Origin of the sequence: Desulfotomaculum sp. (genome assembly GCA_003513005.1) — a bacterium.
Lineage (GTDB): Bacteria > Bacillota > Desulfotomaculia > Desulfotomaculales > Nap2-2B > 46-80.
Map to the genome: position 1 here is coordinate 20,845 of DOTD01000040.1, position 23,007 is coordinate 43,851.

Annotated in this window: 21 protein-coding genes; 20 read left to right on the forward strand and 1 reads right to left on the reverse strand. The window is 48.5% G+C overall.

Features of this window, described 5'->3' with window-relative positions:
* The first annotated feature begins 323 nt into the window (after nucleotides 1-323).
* From DEH07_04915 to DEH07_04940, 6 genes are all read left to right on the forward strand, one after another.
* Entirely contained in the window at nucleotides 324-941 is a 618-nt protein-coding gene (locus DEH07_04915) for a TetR/AcrR family transcriptional regulator (GenBank protein ID HBY03878.1), read from the forward strand.
* A 79-nt stretch (nucleotides 942-1,020) separates the two neighbouring features.
* Entirely contained in the window at nucleotides 1,021-2,610 is a 1,590-nt protein-coding gene (locus DEH07_04920) for a hypothetical protein (protein ID HBY03879.1), read from the forward strand.
* Nucleotides 2,585-3,355, forward strand: a complete 771-nt coding sequence (locus DEH07_04925; protein HBY03880.1) for a transposase — start codon at nucleotides 2,585-2,587, stop codon at nucleotides 3,353-3,355. The genes DEH07_04920 and DEH07_04925 overlap by 26 nt, the downstream gene beginning before the upstream one ends.
* A gap of 82 nt (nucleotides 3,356-3,437) precedes the next feature.
* Entirely contained in the window at nucleotides 3,438-4,064 is a 627-nt protein-coding gene (locus tag DEH07_04930) for a TetR/AcrR family transcriptional regulator (GenBank protein ID HBY03881.1), read from the forward strand.
* A gap of 56 nt (nucleotides 4,065-4,120) precedes the next feature.
* A complete protein-coding gene (locus DEH07_04935) occupies nucleotides 4,121-6,796 on the forward strand; it encodes a pyruvate, phosphate dikinase (protein HBY03882.1) in 2,676 nt (891 codons plus the stop codon).
* 69 nt (nucleotides 6,797-6,865) lie between these two features.
* A complete protein-coding gene (locus DEH07_04940) occupies nucleotides 6,866-7,192 on the forward strand; it encodes a DUF1992 domain-containing protein (GenBank protein ID HBY03883.1) in 327 nt (108 codons plus the stop codon).
* Between the two features lie 102 nt (nucleotides 7,193-7,294).
* Here DEH07_04940 and DEH07_04945 read toward each other — a convergent pair whose 3' ends face one another.
* Nucleotides 7,295-8,188 carry a hypothetical protein gene (locus DEH07_04945; GenBank protein ID HBY03884.1) on the reverse strand — a complete coding sequence of 298 codons (894 nt, stop codon included), beginning with the start codon at nucleotides 8,186-8,188 and terminating at the stop codon, nucleotides 7,295-7,297.
* Nucleotides 8,189-8,643: 455 nt separating this feature from the next.
* Between DEH07_04945 and DEH07_04950 the strand changes: the two genes are divergently transcribed.
* The 14 genes from DEH07_04950 to buk all read left to right on the forward strand — a co-directional run bounded on the left by DEH07_04950 (nucleotide 8,644) and on the right by buk (nucleotide 22,919).
* Nucleotides 8,644-9,963, forward strand: coding sequence for a serine protease (locus DEH07_04950; protein ID HBY03885.1), 1,320 nt, complete (start codon nucleotides 8,644-8,646; stop codon nucleotides 9,961-9,963).
* A 13-nt stretch (nucleotides 9,964-9,976) separates the two neighbouring features.
* The gene (locus DEH07_04955) at nucleotides 9,977-10,741 is read left to right on the forward strand and encodes a hypothetical protein (protein HBY03886.1); all 765 of its coding nucleotides are present in this window, start codon (nucleotides 9,977-9,979) and stop codon (nucleotides 10,739-10,741) included.
* Nucleotides 10,742-10,774: 33 nt separating this feature from the next.
* Complete coding sequence (locus tag DEH07_04960) at nucleotides 10,775-11,491, forward strand: Stp1/IreP family PP2C-type Ser/Thr phosphatase (GenBank protein HBY03887.1); 717 nt, start codon at nucleotides 10,775-10,777, stop codon at nucleotides 11,489-11,491.
* Between the two features lie 93 nt (nucleotides 11,492-11,584).
* Nucleotides 11,585-13,462, forward strand: a complete 1,878-nt coding sequence (gene pknB / locus DEH07_04965) for a Stk1 family PASTA domain-containing Ser/Thr kinase (GenBank protein HBY03888.1) — start codon at nucleotides 11,585-11,587, stop codon at nucleotides 13,460-13,462.
* A gap of 32 nt (nucleotides 13,463-13,494) precedes the next feature.
* Complete coding sequence (gene rsgA / locus DEH07_04970; protein HBY03889.1) at nucleotides 13,495-14,376, forward strand: ribosome small subunit-dependent GTPase A; 882 nt, start codon at nucleotides 13,495-13,497, stop codon at nucleotides 14,374-14,376.
* Nucleotides 14,373-15,032, forward strand: coding sequence for a ribulose-phosphate 3-epimerase (locus tag DEH07_04975; GenBank protein ID HBY03890.1), 660 nt, complete (start codon nucleotides 14,373-14,375; stop codon nucleotides 15,030-15,032). Before rsgA ends, DEH07_04975 begins: the two co-directional genes overlap by 4 nt.
* Before the next feature lie 5 nt (nucleotides 15,033-15,037).
* On the forward strand, nucleotides 15,038-15,178 hold the full coding sequence (locus DEH07_04980) for a radical SAM protein (protein ID HBY03891.1): 141 nt from the start codon (nucleotides 15,038-15,040) through the stop codon (nucleotides 15,176-15,178).
* A 30-nt stretch (nucleotides 15,179-15,208) separates the two neighbouring features.
* Nucleotides 15,209-16,303: a prephenate dehydrogenase/arogenate dehydrogenase family protein gene (locus tag DEH07_04985; GenBank protein HBY03892.1), complete on the forward strand. Its 1,095-nt coding sequence runs from the start codon at nucleotides 15,209-15,211 to the stop codon at nucleotides 16,301-16,303.
* A gap of 3 nt (nucleotides 16,304-16,306) precedes the next feature.
* Nucleotides 16,307-17,593 carry a 3-phosphoshikimate 1-carboxyvinyltransferase gene (aroA, locus tag DEH07_04990; protein ID HBY03893.1) on the forward strand — a complete coding sequence of 429 codons (1,287 nt, stop codon included), beginning with the start codon at nucleotides 16,307-16,309 and terminating at the stop codon, nucleotides 17,591-17,593.
* Between the two features lie 97 nt (nucleotides 17,594-17,690).
* Nucleotides 17,691-18,362, forward strand: a complete 672-nt coding sequence (locus DEH07_04995; protein HBY03894.1) for a (d)CMP kinase — start codon at nucleotides 17,691-17,693, stop codon at nucleotides 18,360-18,362.
* Nucleotides 18,362-18,949 carry a 1-acyl-sn-glycerol-3-phosphate acyltransferase gene (locus DEH07_05000; protein ID HBY03895.1) on the forward strand — a complete coding sequence of 196 codons (588 nt, stop codon included), beginning with the start codon at nucleotides 18,362-18,364 and terminating at the stop codon, nucleotides 18,947-18,949. The genes DEH07_04995 and DEH07_05000 overlap by 1 nt, the downstream gene beginning before the upstream one ends.
* Before the next feature lie 4 nt (nucleotides 18,950-18,953).
* Complete coding sequence (locus DEH07_05005; protein ID HBY03896.1) at nucleotides 18,954-21,101, forward strand: bifunctional 4-hydroxy-3-methylbut-2-enyl diphosphate reductase/30S ribosomal protein S1; 2,148 nt, start codon at nucleotides 18,954-18,956, stop codon at nucleotides 21,099-21,101.
* Between the two features lie 252 nt (nucleotides 21,102-21,353).
* Nucleotides 21,354-21,800, forward strand: coding sequence for a hypothetical protein (locus DEH07_05010; GenBank protein ID HBY03897.1), 447 nt, complete (start codon nucleotides 21,354-21,356; stop codon nucleotides 21,798-21,800).
* Nucleotides 21,801-21,812: 12 nt separating this feature from the next.
* The gene (gene buk / locus DEH07_05015) at nucleotides 21,813-22,919 is read left to right on the forward strand and encodes a butyrate kinase (protein HBY03898.1); all 1,107 of its coding nucleotides are present in this window, start codon (nucleotides 21,813-21,815) and stop codon (nucleotides 22,917-22,919) included.
* Nucleotides 22,920-23,007 lie beyond the last annotated feature (88 nt).

The window sequence follows — 23,007 nt, forward strand, 5'->3', positions numbered from 1 at the left end:
AACAGGCAGGGAAACAGTGCCGTTGTATGTCGCGCCGGTAGTTTGCGATCCAGGTAGATGATCTTCTGCCCGGTTTACAATAACGGCATCCCGGCGGCGGTATTGGGTATTGACACATTGATAATGAGGGTGGATAATACTAATGAAATTACACAATGTATAATAGTATATAATGTATAGTAGTAGGAGTAGTAGTAGTAGTAGTAGTAGTAGTAGTAGTAGTAGTAGTAGTAGTAGTAGTAGTAGTAGTATTTGTTTTCTAATGATAGATCGATGTACCAATAAAACGAACAAACAATACCCGGCATTAATAGGAGGTGCCAATGGAGTCGATCGGAATGCCCGGCGAAAGCAGGATGGAAAGGAAGAAAAAAAAGACGCGGCAGAAGATCATCGAAGTGGCTATGGATCTATTTCAGCGTCAGGGTTTTGGCAATACGACTATGGAACAAATTGCTGAAGCAGCCGACATTGCCAGGAAAACCCTGTATAATCATTTTCCCGTCAAAGAGGCTATTGTTGATGAATATGTAAAAGTCATCTCCATGGGACTGGCTCAAGAGACACTTGATAATCTACAAAACTTGCCTGATACGGGGACACGTTTAATAGCTGCGTTGGATAAAGCATATGCGTGGGTAGAAACCAATCCGGAAATTACGGGAATATGTTTGGGATATCGTCTAAAATGTATGTCTTTGGGATCCGGAGACTGCAGCGGCGAAACAGGCACAAAAATCATGATGACTGAGATTATCAGGCAGGGCCAGCAGGCCGGCGAAATAAGGCAGGATCTTTCTGTTGAGCTGATGGTGGAGCAGTTGAATATTTCCCGCTGCGTTATTGTCCTGAATTGGCTGAAGGACCCGTCAAGGTTCGAACTTCGCAAAGAAATGGCAAAAATGGTGGACCTGTTTATATACGGGGCAATTAAGAGGTAAGGAAGCCGAGAATAAACAATCTTAAGGATCAATCGGTGAAGAATTAAAAAAGTAATCTATCTTTTAGAGGGAGGATGTCATGGAAAAGAGTCGCGGAATATTCTTTTTAAGCTGGCCGGAGGTTTTTCAGGACGGTGTGGAAGCGGTTGGAGGAAAAGGGTGGAACCTGGCTAGGCTTGACCGGTACGGGTTTTATATTCCCGCAGGAGGCGTTCTTACAGCCAGGGCATATCAAATTTTTGCAGAAGAAAACGACCTGCTTGAAGACATGGCGGAAATCACGCAAAGTGTGAATATCGATAATATTGGAGAAAAGAAAATTGAGCAAAAACTCCTCCTGATCAGAGAAAAAATCAAAGCCGGCCAAATCCCTTCAAAGATCCGGGATGAACTGGAGTCCGGCTTGAAAGGCATGGGCCTGCTTGGGGAACCGGTGGCTGTCCGGTCTTCGGCCACAGCGGAGGATCCCGCACAGGCGTCTTTTGCTGGTATCCATAGCTCCTTTCTAAATGTCACAGGCTGGGAAAGCATACTGGAAGCTGTCAAGGATTGCTACGCTTCCCTGTGGACACCCCGATCGGTGGCGTACCGGCGAAAGCTGAGTTTGGCGGACCAGGATGTCCTGCCCGCGGTGGTGATCATGAAGATGGTTGAGGCTAGGGCAGCCGGGGTGGCCTTTACCTGCGATCCTCAAACCGGCCGCGAAGACCTGTTTGTGATCAACGCCAACTTTGGGCTGGGAGAATCGGTGGTAAGCGGCGCCATAGAGCCTGATACCTATTATCTCGACTCCTCGGCCTATTTTGCCTTACCCCGCCTCAAAGCAAAGAAAACAGGAGCCAAGCAGGGAATGACCAGGACCTGCGCAGGCGGCGGAACCTGTTTTGTACCGGGTGGGGACATGGCCTCGCAGCAGGTTTTGCCGGACGGGAATATCGAAAAGCTGGGTTTACTGCTGGCGCGTGTTTTCGAGTCCCTGGGAGAAGGCGAAGAGCACCAGGATGTGGAATGGGCTTTTGACGGGCGTGATTTCGTATTGCTTCAGGCCCGGCCGGTTACCGCACTGCCCTGCTATACATTTGACGCTTTAAAAAACAAGGTCCAGATATGGTCCAACGGCAACTACCGGGATGCCGTCCCCATGGTTATCAGTCCCCTGCAGCGCCGGGTGATGAAGGACAGTATTGATACTATTCAGTACACTTCTTTATCGGAACCAGGCTATCCTGTCCCGGAGGGTTTTCAATTTTCGCGCCTGGTCAAGGGCAGGTTGTACTGCAACGTATCTGCCCTGCAGTGGGCTTATTATGATTGTTCCGGAATGCTGTCCAAAGATTTTAATCCCGGCTGGGGTGGACACCAGCCTGTAATCGAAATAGAAGACACCGACCCCTATAAGGGTGAGATTGGCCTGGAGAGACAGCGCCGCGGGATGAAGGGCGCATCTTTGATCATGGAGGCGGCTGCCAATGCCTCCGGTACTTTTGCCGAAGTTGCCCGGTCCGTCGAATCCCTGACCGGGTCCGAAAATGACCAACAGACCAACAGAGGGACGTTCTCCAACAGAGGGACGTTCTTATTGTTGGCTATTCTAAAATTAAATAACATTTATAACGAAAAAAATAACAGGAGTAAGGTTGAAGATGAGACAACCAAGAAAGCGGAGTGAAAGTGGTGTTTACCACGTTGTTTTACGAGGAATCAACCGGCAGGATATTTTTTATGATGATGAAGATTATCAACGTTTTTTGGAAACGATAGAAAAGATGAAATCAGACGATCGGTTTGCAGTTTACGGATATTGCTTGATGACAAATCATGTTCATCTGCTGATTAGGGAAAACACCGATACGATATCGCGTATCATGAGCCGGATTGGCACTAGTTACGCTTGGTGGTATAACGGAAAATATGGGCGAAGTGGCCATGTTTTTCAAGGTCGTTATGGAAGTGAATGCGTTGAAAACGACGACTACTTATTGACGGTAATCCGCTACATACACAACAATCCGGTAAAAGCCGGAATAGTTCAAGAACCGAAAGAATACCGCTGGAGCAGTATCCATGCTTATTATGGGGCCAGGGAGTACCCGCAAGGATTAAGTGAACCAGCTTTCGCTTTGAGTATTATAAATCAAGACCGAAAGAGAGCAATAGAGGCATTTCGAGAATATATGAAGCGAGAAAATCAAGATAAATGCCTGGAAGATAAGATTAAGCTGCGTAAAACCGATAATGAAATCAAAACAGAGATAGAAAAACTGATGAACGGTGAATTAATCGGAAGGCTTCAAGGAATGGAAAAGGCAAAACGAAACGATATATTGAGAAAAATTAAAGCAATCGAAGGTGTATCATTAAGACAAATTTCCCGAATCACCGGGCTAAGTGTAGATATTGTATTTAATTCCTAGTTTGTAGCCAACAAAAAGAACGTCCCCTGTTGGTCTAACGTCCCCTGTTGGTCTGAATGCCTGATATTTATAGGAGGCGGCAATGGAGTCGATGGGAGTACCCGGCGAAAACAGGATGGAAAGGAAGAAAAAAAAGACGCGGCAGAAGATCATTGAACTGGCCATGGATTTATTTCAGCGACGGGGTTTTGGCAATACGACTATGGAACAGATTGCCGAAGCAGCCGACATCGCCAGGAAAACTCTGTATAATCATTTTCCTGTCAAAGAGGCTATTGTTGATGAATATGTAAAAGCCATCTCCGAGGGACTGGCTCAGGAGACCTTTGATAATTTGCAAAACTTGCCTGATACAAGGACACGGTTAATAGCCGCGTTAGATAAAGCATATGCGTGGGTAGAAACCAATCCGGAAATTACACGAATATGTCTGGGTTATCGATTAAAAAACATGTCTTTGGGATCCGGAGACTGCAGCGTCGAAACAGGCACAAAAAGCATTATGACTGAGATTATCAGGCAGGGCCAGCAGGCCGGCGAAATCAGGCGGGATGTTTCTGTTGATCTGATGGTGGAGCAATTAAATATTTCCCGCTGCGTTATCGTCCTGAATTGGTTAAAGGACCCGTCAATGTTCGAACTTCGCAAAGAAATGGCAAAAATAGTGAACCTGTTTATATACGGGGCAGTTAAGAGGAAAGAAATATAAACAAGCGCAGGGATCAATCGGCAAAAAATTAAAAAGTAAACCATCTTTAGGGGAGGATGCACGTGGAAAAGAGTAGCGGAGAATACTTCTTCAACTGGCCGGAGGCTTTTCAGGCCGGTGTGATTGCTGCCGGGGGGAAAGGGTGGAACCTGGCAAAGCTTGACCGGTACGGATTTTATGTTCCTGCAGGAGGCGTTCTTGCGGCCAGGGCATATCAAATTTCTATAGAAGAAAACAATTTATTTGAAGACATGGCGGAAATTACGCGAAGTGCGACTGTCGACAACATTGGAGAAAAGGAAATTGATCAAAAACTCCTCCTGATCAGAGAAAAAATCAAGGCCGGGCAAATCCCTTCAAATATCCGGGATGAAATGGAGTCCAGCTTAAAAAGTATGGGCCTACTGGAGGAACCGGTGGCCGTCCGGTCTTCGGCCACTGCGGAAGATTCCGCCCAGGCGTCTTTTGCCGGTGTCCACGATTCTTTTCTTAATGTCACAGGCTGGGAAAACATACTGGAAGCTGTCAGGGACTGCTATGCTTCCCTGTGGACGCCCCGGGCGGCAGCGTACCGGCGAAAGCTTGGTTTGGCGGACCAGGATGTCCTGCCCGCGGTGGTGATCATGAAGATGGTTGAGGCACGGGCAGCCGGGGTGGCCTTTACCTGCGATCCACAAACCGGCCGCGAGGACCTGTTCGTGGTCAACGCCAACTTTGGGCTGGGAGAATCGGTGGTAAGCGGCGCAATAGAGCCCGACACCTATTATCTTGACGCCTCGGCCTATTATGCCGTGCCCCGCCTCAAAGCAAAGAAAACAGGAGCCAAGCAGGGAATGACCATGACCTGCGCAGGCGGCGGAACACGTTTTGTACCGAATGGGGATATGGCCTCGCAGCAGGTTCTGCCGGACGAGAATATCGAAAAACTGGGTTTGCTGCTGGCGCGAGTTTTCGAGTCCCTGGGAGAATGCGAAGAGCACCAGGATGTGGAATGGGCCTTTGACGGGCATAATTTCGTATTGCTCCAGGCCCGGCCGGTTACCGCACTGCCTTGCTATACCTTTGACGCTTTAAAAAACAAGGTCCAGATATGGTCCAACGGCAACTACCGGGATGCTCTCCCCATGGTTATCAGTCCCCTGCACCGCCGGGTAATGAAGGACGGTATCGATACTATCCAGTATACTTCTTTATCGGGACCCGGCTATCCTATCCCGGAGGGTTTTAAATTTTCGCGCCTGGTCAAGGGCAGGTTGTACTGCAACGTATCTGCTCTTCAGTGGGCTTATTATGATTGTTCCGGAATGCTGCCCAGAGATTTCAATCCCAACTGGGGAGGGCACCAGCCCGGGATTGAAATAGAAGACGCCGACCCCTATAAGGGTGAGATTGGCCTGGAAAGACAACACCGCGGGATGAAGGGCGTATCTCTGATCATGGAGGCGGCTGCCAATGCCTCCGGTACTTTTGCCGAAGTTGCTCATTCCGTCGAATCCCTGATCGGATCCGGATTCAGCCAGATTCCCGACCAAGGTTTTATTGATAAATACAATGAGTTGGGTCAAATCATTAAGGCATATTGTGAAAAATTCACTTTTTTAAGCGGGGTTGGCACCTTTCCGTTTGTGATGCTGCTGCAAAAACTGGCTGGATATTTAGGGCCGGAAACGATACTCGTGATAAATGGCTTAATGGTGGGCGGAGAATCGGGAATAACCAGCGCCGACCACGGCTACCGCTTAATGGAGATGGCCCAACTGGCCCGTCAGGATGAAGCCGCCGTCCAATATTTAACCGGGGACAATTTTGACCCCCGTTCCTGGGAAGATCATCTGCCGGAAAACTCTTCTTTTAAAAAGGAATTCCGGGAGTTTATCAAAGGTTATGGGCACCGGGCGGTTTACGAGCTTGATATCATAAATCCCCGTTGGGAAGAAGACCCCTCATATCTTATGGATATCATCAAGAGTAGCATGGCAACCGCAAACCCCAATCAATGGAAAGCTATGCAAAAAGAGAAATTTGAACGGGCCTGGCGGGAAGTACTTAAAAAGGCGCCCCCTGACGAACTGACGGAGATGCGAAAAGGGATCCGGGAGGCTCAAGAGGGGGCGGCTGTGCGGGAAATGACCAAATCGGTTCTAGTCATGGCCCTGAAACCTTATCGTTTAATAGCCCTGGAGCTGGGCAGGCGTTTTTCTCAGCGCGGCATTATTGAGGAGCAGAGTGATATATTTTATTGCTCCTGGCCGGATTTGGTTTCCATACTGGAGGGGGATTGGAACGGCGACGGACTGCGGACCCTGGTGGCGGCGCGAAAAGCAAGCCGGAGGGAAAAAGAGACGCTTGCTCCGCCTGACGTTGTTTTAGGAAAAGAGCCAATCTTTGCGGAGCCTGTCGTACAGGATTCCGGTAATTACCTGCAAGGAGTGGCAACTGCTGCAGGGAAAGCCTCCGGCATCGCCCGGCTGATCAGCCATCCGGGTGAAGGAAACAGGCTGCAGCCGGGAGACGTCCTGGTAGCGCCGTCCACCGACCCGGGCTGGACGCCGCTGTTTTTAAAAGCCTGCGCGGTGGTTATGGAAACCGGAGGATACCTGTCCCACGGGTCCATTGTGGCCAGGGAGTTCGGGGTCCCCGCCGTGGTGAATGTACCGGGTGTCATGAAAGCTATTCAAGAAGGCCAAAAAATAGTTGTCGACGGGGATGAAGGCAAAGTATTTCTCCAATAAAACATAGGCAATAAAACATAGGCAAAACATAAGGCGCCCAAAAATATTTAAAGGCCGGGTGAATTAGAGATGTTTGAAGCTCTTGCTAGAATTGCTGAGGTGAAAATAAGGGAAGCCATAGAAAATGGTGAGTTTGAAAATCTTCCGGGAAAAGGCAAACCCCTGGAGATTGATAATATGTCATTTGTCCCGGCCGAACTGCGCATGGCCTTTAGGATTATTAAAAACGCGGGGCTGGTACCCATGGAAGTCAGCTTAAATAAAGAGATGGAGACTCTCAAAAAAAAGATCGAAGAAAGCACAGATGAAACAGAACGGAAGACTCTCAAAAGGAAACTGATCGAGTTGGATGTAAGATACAATATTTTAAGGGAAAGAAATATCACTAGAAAGTAGAAGTAAAGGTGGCTGCCAAAAGGTAGATAGGTCGGCAAGCCAGTAATAAGAGTAAAAACAGGCAGGGGAACAGGGCCAAAGGCCTTAAATCCTTGCCGGTTGTTAAATTTCATAGCCTACCCAGATACAGTCGCGCATGTTGCCTTTTGCCGTCCAGGTGGTAAATTTTACGCGTCCTTTGATGCCTGGGGATAAATAGACCGCATGACCTTCAACCTTGCCGTATTGGTCAAGCAATTCCTTTAATACGGCTCTTTCATCAGGGCTCATCCCGATGGCATGGCCTTGAATTCTGTCCCCGCCAACCAAAATACCTCCGTCCTTTTTTGAATATCCAAACACATTAACAACCAGTTCCTGGTAATTTATTATTTTGATCCAGGCCGCTGATCTTCTGCCCGGTGTATAGTAGCTGTTTTTTTTCTTGGCCACCATTCCCTCAAGTTTCAATTCCCTGATGGAATGCCAGAGGTCCGTGCTCCTTTGGTCAACCCAGTCTATCTTACTGATTCCGTTTTTATCCTCCAGGACACCGGCAAGAATCTGCTTTCTGGCAGTTAACGGCAGGTCCATGGTAGATTTCCCATCGTTCCAGAGAATATCCCAAACGACATAGGATGCCGGCGTTTTCCAGGCGGTTTTTTTTGCCCGGGCGGAGCTGGACAGGTACCTTTGCATAACTGCTTCAAAATCAGGCCTGCCGTTGGTGAGAACAGTAACTTCGCCATCCAAGACAGCTTCCTGTGCAGAAATTTCTGGTATAAGCTCGGGAAACGCGTCTGTGCAATCTCTGCCTGTCCTGCTTTGCAGGCGTACGGCCTTACGGTCGTAGAACATCAGGAGCCTTATACCGTCCACTTTCCATTCGAAAAGGTAATCTTTGGAGTCGAATGGTTTGCCTCTTGTTTCGAGCAGCATCGGTTTTACAGGAAAATCCAGTACTTGGGACAACCTCCCTCTTAGTCCTACTCTACTACTCTGAAAATTGATGTACATTAGGGAGGTCAACTGCCTACATGCTCATGTTCGCCTCTTATACTTGTACGAACTCGTTCACCCTCGGGCTCGGTCAAAACTCGGCGCTTATGCGCCTCAAACAATTCCCTCGCTTATCCTCGGGTTCACTCGTTCTTTGAATGAAGGCTCAAAATCGCACTTAAGGCATTGACCTCCCTTGTTGCTGCAGCATGGGGGTCTATTTAAAAATGAAAATAGTCTTTGATGGACAGCTATAACCACGGACCATGACAATATGGATATTTTCACCATTTATCTTCTCCGGCCTATTCTTTTTTATGTATTTTAGCAGTCGACCCTGCAGGCTTTTCAAGCAGTGTATCTGGTACAGGTTATTGATTCATGGTATAATTACCTGTGGTTTTGGTATCTGCAATTTTCCTCAAATTGTCATTATTGTCAGAATACATCTCAAGTTTTGGGGGAGGATTCGGATGATCAGACAAAAAATAAAAGCATTAATCTATTTGACTCTTTTGCTTTTTTGGCTGTTGCCGGCGTGTACCGCCTGTGCAGGCGCCAATCGCAGCCGTGTTGTAGTGCTTTCAGTTGAAGGCCCAATCGTGCCGGTGACGGCAAGTTATATCCAGCGGGGGATTGATCTTGCTGAAAGTGAAGGCATTGCCTGCATAATTAAACTAAATACGCCCGGCGGTTTGTATGGTTCAACGCAGCAGATTGTTGATTATATTTTAAACGCTGAAGTGCCTGTGATAGTCTATGTGGCGCCTCAGGGAGGCTGGGCAGGTTCTGCCGGGACCTTTATTACTATAGCCGCTCATTATGCTGTTATGGCGCCCGGGAGCAGGATTGGCGCAGCCCATCCCGTTTCTGCCGGTACCGGACAAACTGAACAATCCGGCGTTTCGGGCCAGAAAATCACCGAGGACGCCGCAGCTTGGGTCCGTTCGCTTGCCCAGCTGCGCGGCAGGAATGTTCAGGCTGCAGAGCTTGCCGTACGTGAAAGCAAATCCTATTCTGATCAGGAAGCGTTAAAAATTAAACTTATCGACGCGCGCGCCCGCACAATGGACGAATTGCTTCAAAATTTAAACGGGAAAGAATTAACTGTCCGGGACGGAAGGATAATTATCCTGACGACAGTCAATGCAGATTTGTTTCCGGTGGCGATGAACTTTCGCGAGAAATTTTTAACGGCGATAAGCAATCCGGAAGTTGCTTATCTTCTTTTTACTTTAGGCATGATTGGCCTGATCGCGGAGCTTTACCACCCGGGAGCTGTATTCCCGGGTTTGGTAGGCGCTCTAGGCCTTCTTCTGGGCCTTTACGGACTTGGGACCCTTGACGCATACTGGGTTGGTATAATGCTGTTACTTCTTGCTTTCGGACTTTTTGCCGCCGAGGCTTTTGTAACCAGCCATGGAGTAATAGGCGCCGGCGGCGCCGTATCATTTGTGATGGGCTCAATTTTGCTTTTTTCAGGCAGCGGGACGGGGCTTGCCATTAGTCTCTGGTTAATAGTCGTCACAACCGCTTTCTTCATAGCCCTGGTTGGTTTATTGCTTCTGGCGGTTGTCAGGGGGCAAAAACGGCATGTAATTACCGGAACGGAAGGGATAATTGGACAGACGGCTGTTGCGCGCTCAACGCTAAACCCGGCGGGGATCGTTATCTTTTCAGGCGGTTTGTGGAATGCTGTTTCTGAAGAAGGAACTGTCGGCGAAGGTGAAGAGGTTGTTATAAAATCGGTAAAAGGCTTAAAATTAACGGTTATGAAAAAGAATAATAGTTAAAAAGGAGGTAAGGATGATGGGATATTTTACCACATCAATTCTGATCATTGTCATTCTGGTTCTTTTTGCGTCGGCTATCAGGATAGTGCAGGAATACGAGCGGGGGGTAATTTTTCGCCTTGGCCGCGTTGTAGGATCAAGGGGCCCCGGATTAATTTTGTTGATTCCCTTTATTGAACGCATGCAGAAGGTTGATCTCAGGGTAATAACGATGGATGTCCCAGCCCAGGAAGCCATAACAAATGATAACGTGACAATTAAGGTAAATGCCATAATCTATTTCCAGGTAGTAAACCCGGTTCAATCCGTGGTAAATGTTTTGGATTATATCCGGGCTACTTCACAGCTGTCTCAAACTACCTTACGCAGTATTATGGGACAGTCACAGCTGGATGAGATACTTGCTAAAAGAGAAGAAATAAACCAGCGGCTGCAAAAAACAATTGACGAAGGAACGGAGTCCTGGGGGATTAAGGTGAGCCTGGTTGAAATCCGGGACCTTGAACTTCCTTCCACCATGCAAAGGGCAATGGCCGCCCAGGCGGAGGCCGAACGTGAACGCCGCGCAAAGATAATCCATGCAGATGGTGAGTACCAGGCTTCTGAAAAGCTGGCCCAGGCGGCTCAAATTATTTCCCAGGCGCCGGCAGCCATGCAGCTTCGCTACCTTCAGACAATCAGGGAAATTACAACAGACAAGGCCAGCACGATAGTTTTCCCTCTGCCTATGGATTTGATTATGCCTTTGGTGAAACTGATGGAAAAGACGGAAAAATAGACCGGTTACCTATTAATATGGCGAGGTGGACTTATGAGGTGGAGCCAGGCCAGCGATATTGGCAGCGTACGTACTGTAAATGAGGACAGCATTTGTGTCCGTCCCGAGCTCGGTTTTTTTGCCGTAGCCGATGGTATGGGCGGAAACCGGTCGGGAGAAGTAGCCAGCCGCAAAATCCTGCAGGAACTGGAAAGCTTTTTAATTTTCTATCCGGACCAAAACCAGGATCCCGGTGTGATTCTGGCGGAAGGTGTTAAAAGGGCAAACAAGGCTGTTTATGTGGCTTCTTTCAAGAGTGAGGATTACCACGGTATGGGCACGACCTTAAGCTGTATTATAGTGCGGGGTGATACATTTTACCTGGCTCATGTAGGTGACAGCAGAATTTATCTGTTCAGGAACGGGACTATTGTTCAGTTAACCCAGGATCATTCGGTGGTCCAGGAGATGCAGAACGAAGGGGTTATCACCAAAGAAGAGGCAAGGAACCACCCTTACCGTCATGTTCTGACACGGGCGCTGGGCGTAGAGCTGAATATGGAAACTGATATTGATCATTTTCAGCTTTTGCCGGGGGATATAATACTTTTATGCTCGGATGGTTTATCCGGTTTTGTCAGTGATGAAACTATTCTGCAGGTAGTTTTAAACGCCGCCGATCTTGACCAGGCGGTGAATGCGCTTGTTCAATGCGCTTTAAACGCCGGAGGAGCTGACAATGTTTCAGTAGTTTTAGTGGCTGTTGATTAATTTAATAAGACAAAAAATCCGTTATTCTTGCGTAATATACTTATTGTACTTATTGGAGAAGTTAAACCATAAAGACTTTTGGAGTTGGGTACTATGATTGGTAAGACGCTTGGGGGCAGGTATGAAATAATTGAGGAACTCGGCAGCGGGGGAACAGCCGTTGTTTACAAAGGCCTGGATGCCTCCCTTGGACGTCCCGTGACAATTAAAATTCTGCGGGCGGAATATACAACCGATTACGACTTTGTAAGGCGTTTTCAACACGAGGCGAGGGCGGTTGCCAGCCTTTGCCATCCCAATATTGTCAGTCTTTACGATGTTGGCCAGGAAGGAAATATACATTACCTGGTCATGGAATATGTACACGGGGATAATCTGAAGGCAATCATTGCCAAAGAAGGACCTTTGTCCCCTGCAAGGGCAATCCATATAGTGTGTCAAGTTTGTGAGGCGCTTACGCATGCCCATGAAAATAATATAGTCCATCGGGACGTAAAACCGCATAATATTTTGATAACCAGGGAAGGATGGGCAAAATTAAGCGACTTTGGTATTGCACGGGATGTAACAGGAACCACGCTTACTTATACGAGTTCCTTTATCGGTTCGGTGCATTACCTGTCACCGGAACAGGCGCGCGGGCAGTTGGCTGACCAGAGGTCCGACCTTTATTCACTGGGTGTTGTCCTTTATGAAATGTTAACGGGTTCTGTTCCCTATCAGGGAGACAACCTTATTGCAGTGGCCTTAAAACACATTCAGGACGAACCTGAGCGCCCTTCAAAGCTAAATGAAAAGATAACTCCGCAGCTGGAAGAAGTAATTCTACGTGCAATAGCCAAGGACCCTTCTAAAAGATTTCAAAACGGGCGGGAACTATCCCTGCTTTTACGGGAATCGTTGTCAAAAAACAAGGGTGAGCCGGCGGAAAACGGCGCCTTTGAAAATACAGCGACGGGATTGTTTGAACCTTTAGTTGAAGAGGAAGAAAAGGAGGAACCTGATATTGCCGTTGTAAAAAAACGAAAAATGCGTACTTTGAGTGTGCTGATTGGCAGCCTGTTGTTAATTTTGATTGTAGCCGGGGCTGCCTTTGCTTTTAACAAGTTTTATTTTAATATACCCGAAATTAAAGTGCCGGATATTGTTAACAAAAGCCAGGAGGAAGCTGAAAAGACTCTCACCGAACTGGGACTTAAAGTTCAGGTTGTTAAAGAGCATAATGACGATGTGGCTGAAGGTTACGTAATTGACCAGGATATAGGTCCGGATGATCCCGCAGTCAAGCCGCCAAGGCTAATCAAGCTTACTGTCAGCCTGGGCAAAGATCTCCGGGAAGTACCCGGCTTGTATAAATTAACCATTCTAGACGCCAAAGCCCAGGTTACCCGGGCAGGATTAAAAATAAGCGAACCGGTCCAAGAGGGAAACAATGATAACGTCACGGAAGGCTGCATATATCAGCAGTATCCGTCCCCCGGTGAGAAAAAACCTGCCGGGAGCTATGTTACGGTTTATGTTTCACTGGGTAAAAACGTAGCTAAAACACAGGTCCCCCGCCTTATTGGCCTGACCATAGAACAGGCCAGGGCGGAGCTAAGCAAAACGAATCTGAAACTGGATGAAAAATTTGAATGGGCAGATTTTGACAGCGCCGATTATCTTTCCGGACAGATTTTGTCGCAGGAGCCTGAAGCAGGCAGCGATGTGACGGAAGATACTGCCGTCAAGGTTGTCTTAAGCAGGGGGCCTGGCCCTTCGCCTAATAGTGTTAGAGTAAAGATACCGGTTCCGGATGATGGACGAAGTCACGATGTAAGGATAAGCCTTGAAGATATAAGGGGTACGAAGGATGTCTATGTCAACTCGCATGCCCCCGGCGATGAAGTATCCCAGGTTGTCCGTTATTACGGGGGCGGCACAATAAGGGTCTACATTGACGGCTCGATGGTTAAAGACCAGAACCTGTGATTAGCTTTTTAAATAATTTTTAGGAGGTTTTTGTGCTCACTCAAGGGGTTGTAGTTAAGGTTTACGGCGGTTTTTACTACATAAGGGCGGGAAACGCAGTATGGGAATGTGTCCTGCGGGGACGTTTCCGGATCGGACAGCAGCGTGTGCTGGTGGGTGATAACGTAGAATTTATTATTCAGAATGAAAGATCCGGAATTGTTGAAACTGTTTTCCCCAGGAGAAACGCTCTTTTGCGTCCCAGGGTAGTTAACGTCGAGCAGGCGGTTATCGTCCTGGCAACCCGTAACCCTTACCCCAATCCGCTTTTGCTTGATCGTTTTCTCATTCAGGCAAAGGATGCGGGTATCAGGGCTTATATTGTTTTTAATAAAATCGACCTCGGAACTGGAGAAGTGCAGGAACTCGCTGCAATGTACGGAAAAATCGGCTACAGTGTATTTTTGACCAGCGCAAAGGAAAAAACAGGAACAGATAAACTGCGTGAAATTCTTTCAAATGGCATAACCGTGCTGGCTGGTCCTTCCGGAGTGGGAAAGAGCAGCCTTTTAAATGCTGTTTCACCGGGCTTGATGCTGAAGACCGGCGCCATTAGCGGCAAAGCGGGCACGGGCAGGCATACTACCCGTCATGTCGAATTGCTGCCTCTTTCCGAAGGAGGATTTGTGGCAGACACACCCGGTTTTTCCAAACTTGGTCTCCCGGAAGTGGACCGGGTTGAGCTCGCCGGGCTGTTCCCGGAATTCGAGCCATATATATACGCATGCCAGTTTACTGGTTGTCTGCATATGCAGGAACCCGGCTGCGCCGTAAAAGAAGCTCTTCAAGCGGGAGAAATCAGCAGCATGCGGTATAAGAATTACCTGAGACTGTTAAATGAAATTGCCGGGCGGGAAAGGAGATACCTGAAATGATCAAAATAGCGCCTTCGATTCTTTCCGCCGATTTTGCAAATCTCATGGCGGAAGTAAAGAAAATAGAAAACAGCGGCGCCGATTACCTGCATGTTGACGTGATGGACGGCTGCTTTGTGCCCAATATAACTTTTGGGCCGGTGGTTGTACAAGCTCTTCGTCCCCACTGGGCGCTGCCGATTGATGTCCACCTGATGATTGAAGAACCGGGCAGGCATTTAGATAGCTTTATTGCGGCAGGCGCCGACCTGATCACAGTTCACGCAGAGGCTGACAGGCACCTTCACCGCACACTGAAATATATCAAGGACCGCGGCAGAAAGGCCGGAGCAGCGATAAATCCGTCTACCCACCATTCATGCCTGGAATATATCCTGCCGTTTGTTGATCTGATTGTGATTATGTCTGTAAACCCTGGTTTTGGCGGGCAGGTGTTTATTCCTGAAGTCATCCCTAAGATTAAAGCTGTCAAAGAAATACTGTACACGTTTGGTTATAACGCCGAGATAAGCGTTGACGGCGGGATAGGTCCTGAGACCGTCCTTTCGGTTGTCGAGGCCGGCGCAAATGTTGTTGTAGCCGGTTCGGCGGTTTTTGGCAGCCCTGATCCTGCCCAGGCGGTTAGAAATATTAAAGAAGCTGCAGCAAGGAGGTGAATCCTGTGGCAGTTTGGAAGTGTTCGGAATGCGGTACCCTCGTCGAGTTAAGGTGCAAACCGGGTAAGTGTTCTTCCTGCGGAGCGGAAAAAGGAAAGCTGATCAAAGAGGAAGCCGAAAAAAAACCAAAAGCTAAAAAAAAGTAGAGTGTTCCTTTAAAGGGGTTGGACCCATAAATGTTTAAAAAAGTAGTTATCGTTGGAGTGGGACTGATCGGCGGGTCTTTGGGCCTGTCGCTGATCGGCCGCTCACTTGCGTCTACTGTGGTTGGTGTCGGCAGAAACCCTGAAAACCTGCGTTTGGCTGTTGAATGCGGGGCGATCCATAAGGCTGCGGATAACCTGGCGGATGCTGTTGCCGGCGCCGATCTGGTTGTTTTGGCCGCACATGTTGAAGCAGTAGGCGGTTTGCTGAAAGAAATGCTTCCCTGCCTGTCCGAGGGAACTGTAGTTACGGATGTAAGCAGCACCAAGGTTAAAATAGTGCGCTTCGCCTCGGAATTGATGCCGCCGGGGGTATTTTTCGTGGGCGGCCACCCCATGGCCGGATCGGAACAGCAGGGGGTAAAGGGCGCGGACCCGTACCTTTTCGAAAATGCCTATTATATTTTAACCCCTTTGCCGGAAACGCCGCGGTTTGCCTGTGACAGAGTAAAAGATATGGCGGAAGGTGTTGGGGCAAGGGTAATTGAGATGACGCCTGAAGAACATGACCGCGCTGTTGCTGCGGTGAGTCACCTGCCGCACTTTGCCGCGGTTGCTCTTGTCAGGTCTCTGGCCAGCCTTTCCGACAGGGAAAAAATCCTGCCTCTGGCGGCAGGCGGTTTCCGGGATTCTACACGTATTGCCCAAAGCAATACCCCAATGTGGCGTGATATATTTATTTCCAATAAAGATATGCTGCTGAATATGTGCAGGGTTTTCAGACAGCAGCTTGAATTATTGGAAAACGCCGTGGTTGCTGAAGACGGTCCGCGGATTATAGAACTCTTGGAGGAAGCCAGGGAAGTCCGGCGGCAGGTGCCGGCAAAAACAAAGGGTTATTTGCCGGTGCTTTATCAGATATTGATTTCAGTCCCCGACCGGCCGGGTGTAATAGGCGATTTGGCTGTCCAGCTGGGCAAAGCGGGAATAAATATTGCAGATATAGAGATTTTAAGAGTAAGAGAAGGAGTTGGCGGGAGCGTCAGAGTTGCTTTCGCTACCGAGGCGGAGCAGAATTCTGCGGTTGAAGAGCTGCGCAGAAAAGGAATGCAGGTAGTAAAGGGGTAGTTTATGGAATTCAGAATTAAATCCCCCGCCGGCTTGCGCGGAACTATTTGCGTACCCGGAGATAAGTCGATTTCTCACCGGGCAGTAATGCTGGGTTCGCTGGCCGAAGGGGAGACATATATTGAAAATTTTTTGACAGGCGCAGATTGCCTGGCTACAATGAACTGTTTTCGTCTGATGGGAGTGAAATTTGACGGACCCAATGAAAAGGGGGATCTGGTTGTTCACGGAAGCGGACCCCTGGTTTTGAGGGAACCGGAAATGGCGCTTGACGCTGAGAATTCAGGGACAACAATACGTTTGCTATTAGGAATTCTTTCAGGATTGCCTTTTTTTAGTGTATTGACAGGAGATGCTTCGCTGCGCAGCAGGCCGATGAGCCGGGTGACCGTTCCGCTGAGTTTGATGGGGGCCCAAATCTGGGGGCGCCAGGGAGGGAAACTTGCCCCTCTGGCCGTGCAGGGAGGGAGTTGCGCCGGCATTAAGTACAGCCTTCCCGTCGCCAGCGCCCAGGTAAAATCAGCCATATTACTAGCCGGCCTGCTGGCTTCGGGGGAAACTGAAGTGACGGAACCTTTTCAGTCCCGGGATCATACGGAACGCATGTTGAAGCTTTTTGGAGCGGAATTAACGGTCGACGGCAAAGTAATCAGGATCCGCGGGAAACAAAAACTTAAAGGGCAGCATGTGATTGTTCCCGGGGATATTTCATCGGCAGCCTTTTTTTTGGCGGCAGGCGCATCAGTTCCCGGTTCGGATCTCACAATAAAAGATGTGGGGGTTAACCCCACCCGCTGCGGCATTCTGGAAGTAATGGAGCAGATGGGCGCGGATATCACGGTATTTAACAGGCGGGAGGTCAGCTGCGAACCTGTAGCCGACATTCGCGTAAGACATTCAAAATTAAAAGGGACTACGATTGGCGGGGAACTTATTCCCAGGCTTATTGATGAGGTTCCCGTTTTGGCAGTACTGGGAACGGCTGCCGAAGGTGAAACCGTGGTTAAAGACGCAGCGGAGTTAAAGGTAAAAGAGAGCGACAGGATAGCTGTTCTGGCAGGGGAACTGCGTAAATTCAACGCAGTTGTGGAGGAACTGCCCGACGGACTGGCGATTCAGGGGGGCCGTCCACTGAAAGCAGCTGTCTGTGAAAGCCACGGGGATCACCGCATAGCTATGGCCATGGCAGTCGCCGGACTGTTGGCCCAGGGGCAAACTGTAGTTAAAAATACGGAATGTGTTGATGTTTCTTTTCCTGGATTTTTTGATACTCTTTATTCGCTTGGTTAGGTTTTTACTGTAAAATTACTTAAAAAAAACAGGAAACGGGTTTGTTTTGTCGAATTCCTTGCACTAAATATTATATTAACTGGCGGTTTAAAGGTTGATGCCTTTTTGTGTAGCAATTGACGGGCCGGCCGGAGCCGGTAAAAGCACTGTCGCTAAAATGGTTGCGGAAAGATTAAACTATATATATGTTGACACGGGGGCAATGTATCGGGTTGTAACATTGAATGCCCTGCAGCGGCACATAAACCTGGAGGATGAGCAGGCGCTGACCTGCCTTGCGGCTTCAACTGCGATTGAACTGTCCGCCGGCTGCAATAAATGTACCCGTGTGTTTATGGATGGAAAAGAAGTATCCTTTGCGATAAGAGCTCCGGAAGTTTCCCGCAGCGTTTCCCTTGTTGCCCGTGTGCCTGGTGTCAGAAAAGAGCTTGTCAACCAGCAAAGAAGGATGGCCAGTTCAAGTAATGTAGTAATGGAGGGGCGCGATGTGAGCACAGTAATAGTACCGGATGCCCAGGTTAAAATATTTTTAACCGCCTCCGCAAATGAACGGGCGAAAAGGCGTTTAGAGGATTTAGCAGGGCAGGGTTTTAAAATGACTTTGGGTGATATGATAGAAGAAATAAACGAACGCGATAAATTGGACAGTTCCCGCTCAGTGGCGCCTTTAGTTGCTGCTCCTGATGCAAAAGTCATTGACAGCTCAAAGATGCAGACCCGTGATGTTGTTGAACTTATTCTGGAGCTGATCAGGAGGAGAAGCGGATAGTGTTTTATTGGCTTGGCCGGTTTATCTGCCGGGTTGTTCTTCTCTTGCGCCGGATGAAAGTATCCGGCGGCGAGAATATTCCCCGGCAAGGGGGTCTGCTGGTAGTAAGCAATCATGTCAGCTACTGGGATCCGGTAGCAGTTGGATCCGCCCTGAAGCGCAAGGTTCATTTTATGGCCAAAGCCGAGCTTTTTGCGATACCTGCTTTTGGCACAATAATTACATGGTGCGAAGCTTTCCCTATAAGCCGCGGAGGAACTGATCAGAAAGCGGTCCGAACCGCTTTACAGTTTCTCAAGCAGGGAGAGGTTGTAGGTATTTTCCCTGAGGGAACGCGGAGCCATACATCCGAACTTTTGGATCCCCATCTTGGGGTCGCTATGCTGGCTGTTCATGGGAATGCGGCGGTGCTTCCGGTAGCCGTAATAGGTACGAGAGGATTTCTTGGCAGGGTAAATGTTGTTATCGGCAGGCCGTTAAACTTTTCAAAACCAAAAACAAAAAGTGACCTGAAAGAAAAATACAGGGCGATCAGCCTTCAAATAATGGATGAGATCTCAGGGTTAATGGGCGATAAAGAACGGTGATTGGATGGAAGTGCGTTTAGCAAAAGAAGCCGGTTTCTGCTTCGGGGTAACCCGGGCGGTTAAAATCGCCAGGAATACCGCCCAGGAGAAGAATCAGGTTTATTCGTTGGGCCCTTTAATTCATAACCCGCAAGTTGTCGAGAAATTAGCCCGGGCTGGAATAAAAGAAACCGAGAATATGGCGGACATTCCGGCCGGATCTACAGTGATTGTTCCGACCCACGGGGTTGGGCCGGAAGTGATGGTCAAGCTTGATGAATTAAAGGTATGTGTTGTCGACGCTACCTGTCCGTTTGTCCGCAGAGCGCAGAACCTGGCGCATTATCTTGGCCAGCGTACACAGGTAGTTATCGTGGGTGATCAAAAACACCCCGAAGTAAGAGGCATAATAGGCTATGCCGGGGAACAAGCTTTAATAGTAGAAGGTCCTGATCAGGCAGAATTACTGGATACTTTCCCTGAAGTAGCCGTATTGGCCCAGACAACACAGCCTTTGAGCAATTTTCAGTCTGTTATAGATGTTCTCCGGAGCAAGACAGGTTCTGTTAAAGTTTTTAACACTATCTGTAATGCAACAGGTATGCGGCAGCAGGCTGCTTTGGAACTTGCCCGGCAGGTAGGCGCAATGGTAGTGGCTGGAGGAAAAACAAGCGCCAATACCAGAAGGCTGGCTGAACTAAGCCGGGAATCGGGCGCCCCTACACATCATGTTGAAACTGCCCGTGATTTAAAAGCAGAATGGTTTAAAGGTATAGAAGTTGCAGGCCTGACAGCCGGAGCGTCTACACCGGACTGGATAATAGAGGAAGTTCAAACACGGATGAAGGAGTTGGGCGAAGTGATGGTTGAGGATGAAAAAAATGAAAAAAGCAATGTTAACGCTCTTGAAGCAGAGGAAGTAAAGACTGCCGTTCCGGAAGAGGCTGTCGATGTTTCAGGGAGCCCGGGGGCAACGCCGGTCTGCGCAGATGAGACAGTACAGGACTCTGATTCAACAGATGAGCCTGATACGGTTTCCGAGGAAGGGATGGAAGATACTGTTGAGGTTAAATCCTTGAGCCCGGGTCAGATAGTCAAAGGTGTTGTTGTGCAGGTAGGCGCCGACGAAGTTCTCGTCGACATGGGCTCGAAGTCGGAGGGGGTTGTGCCTTTCCGTGAACTTTCCGCATACGAAGCTGCTTCCCCCCAGGATGTTGTGTCCTTGGGTGATGAGATAGAAGTAACCGTAGTAAAAGTTGAAGATGACGAAGGCAGGTTGATTCTTTCCAAGGCCAGGGCGGACGCGGAAAAGGCCTGGGTCGACTTGCAGGCTCATCTGGATGACGGGAGCCCCGTGGAGGGTGTAGTCAGGGAAGTAATCAAGGGAGGCCTGCTGGTGGATGTAGGTTTGCGCGCCTTTATGCCGGCTTCGCTTGTCGAACAGGGTTATGTTGAAGATTTAAACAAGTATGTAGGGGTAAATGTTAAATCCAGAGTGATCGAATTAAACCGCGCCCGCAGAAAAGTTATCCTTTCACGCAAGTCTGTTCTTGAGGAAGAAAGGGCTTTACTGAAGCAGAGCGTCCTGGAGAGTTTGGAAGAAGGTCAGACAGTAAGAGGAATAGTCCGGCGGCTGACCAATTTCGGCGCTTTTGTCGATATCGGAGGTGTGGACGGGCTTCTGCACATTTCTGAAATGGCCTGGTACCGTGTCAACCATCCTTCAGATGTGCTGAACGTCGGAGATGAAATAGAAGTAAGGATACTTCAGCTTGACAGGGAGAACGAGAAAATCTCCCTCAGTTTAAAACAGGTGCTGCCTGATCCGTGGAAGCAGGTTGTTGAAAATTATCCCGTCGGTAGCATAGTTGAGGCGAAGGTAGTACGGCTTGCCCCGTTCGGCGCTTTTGTTCAGCTGGAACCCGGTGTTGAAGGTCTGGTTCATATTTCCCACCTGGCGGATCATCATGTGGAATCGACGGGTGAAATTGTTCATGAAGGTGAAGAGATCAGTGTCAAGGTATTAAGCGTTGAACCGGAGGAGAAACGCATCCGTCTTTCGATCCGGGAAGCAAAACGGGAAGCTCAAAAGCCGAAAAATACCTTGCCGGAAACAAAGGAAGAAAACGTTACCATAGGTGAAGTTGTTGGCGATATATTTGAGAACAATTAGTCAGTTAAAAGAATCATTTGGAGCAGGTAGTAAAAATGATCGACAACTTTGCCAAAATATATCAACTGGCTAGAGAAAAAGGGCCGGAAAAGCTGGTTGTTCTGGCTCCCGACGCGCATCAAAGAAAAAAATATGGGACTGAATTAAGATGCTTGACTATCTGCGTTCAAGATTTCCCCGTCAGGGAGAAAAACCTAAAGTAGTCCTGGCGCCGGCTAAAGACCAAAATGCAGTCGATGTTTTCCAAATTTACTGGATAAAAATGTTATTGTTGAAAAAGCTCTTAAGCTTGCTTCACTGCTGAAAATTGACAGGCCGAAAGTTGCCGTTCTGGCTGCGATCGAAAAGGTTAACCCACGGATTTCTTCTACTGTTGATGCCGCCGTGCTGAGTAAAATGTCCGAGCGCAAGCAGTTTGGAGATGTGGTTATAGAAGGGCCTCTTGACATAGACTGCGCAACAAGCAGGGAAGCGGCGGTGAGAAAAAAGCTGGACTGTGAAGTTCCCGGAGATGTTGATATATACGTTGTCCCCAATGTAGAGTCAGGTTATGCATTCAGTCAGATGCTTGCTTTTGTAGGAAAGATGCCGCATGCCGGGGTCCTGGCCGGGACAGTAAAGCCGGTGATTGTCAACATTCCTTTTATTAGATTTGAAGAGAAAGTGGCGGAAATAATTCTTTCCGCGATGCTGTTATAAAGGAGTGATAGCATGTCTCCTGCTCTTTTTAATATCCTGGTCATGAATATAGGTTCCACTTCTACAAAGGTGGCCTGCTATAAGGATACGGAACTAATTGCCGGAAGCAACATTCCGTTTGAAAAAAATCTTCTGTCCCCCCATCATGATCTTGCCGGGCAAATACCCGAGCGAAAAAAACAGATCCTGGACTTCATCGCCGAGTATGGTGTTGAACTAAGCACTTTAGATATCGTGGTCAGCCGCGGCGGAGTCGGAGCTCCGTGTCCGAGCGGGATTTATGAAGTCAACCAGGCCATGTGTGACGATCTGCTTTCCACGCGTTTTGCAAAGCATGATTCCTCCCTCGGTCCTGTCATATCAAAAGATATTGCCCGGGAATGCAGAATCAAGGCGATTGTTGTTGATCCACCCAGTACAGACGAATTTCACCCGCTGGCCAGAATTTCCGGCCTGCCGGATATTGAACGCGGCAGTGTGCTCCATGCGCTGAGCCAAAAGGCAGCCGCCAGACGGGCTGCCGCCATAATAGGCAGGCCTTATAGTGAGCTTAACTTTGTCGTTGCTCATCTGGGCGGGGATATTTCCGTCGGCGCACATTCAAAAGGAAGGGTTATTGACTCTACTCATGGCTTGTATGAAGGACCTTTTACACCGGAACGCGCCGGCGGCCTTCCAACTCTGCCGCTGGTTAGTCTCGCCAGGGGCCAAAGCGTTTCCGCCGTGAGGGATATATTAGTCGGCGGAAGCGGATTAAAAGCTTACCTGGGTACTGACGATGCCCGGGAAGTTGAGGAAATGATCAAAGACGGGGATGAAAAAGCGCTGCTAGTTTTTGAAGCCATGGCCTACCAGATTGCCAAGGATATAGGAGCTATGGCGACTGTGATAAAAGGCAATCTTGACGGCATTGTAATTACCGGCGGTTTGGCTTACTCGGAAAGGCTGATTAATTGGATAAAAGATCGGATTTCCTTTATCGGCAGTGTATTTGTTTTTCCCGGTGAAGATGAAATGCTTGCCCTGGCCGAGGGTGGCCTGCGAGTTTTAAAGGGTGAGGAACAGATAAAAACATATTCCACGGATAGCTGTATGATTATACCGGAAAATAAAAACTAAGATAAAAACTAAGGAGCCGTAGCGGATTAAAGAGGATAGGGTTGACAAAGTGAAGGGGGGGTGGCAGGGGATGTTTGGGGGGGTGGAC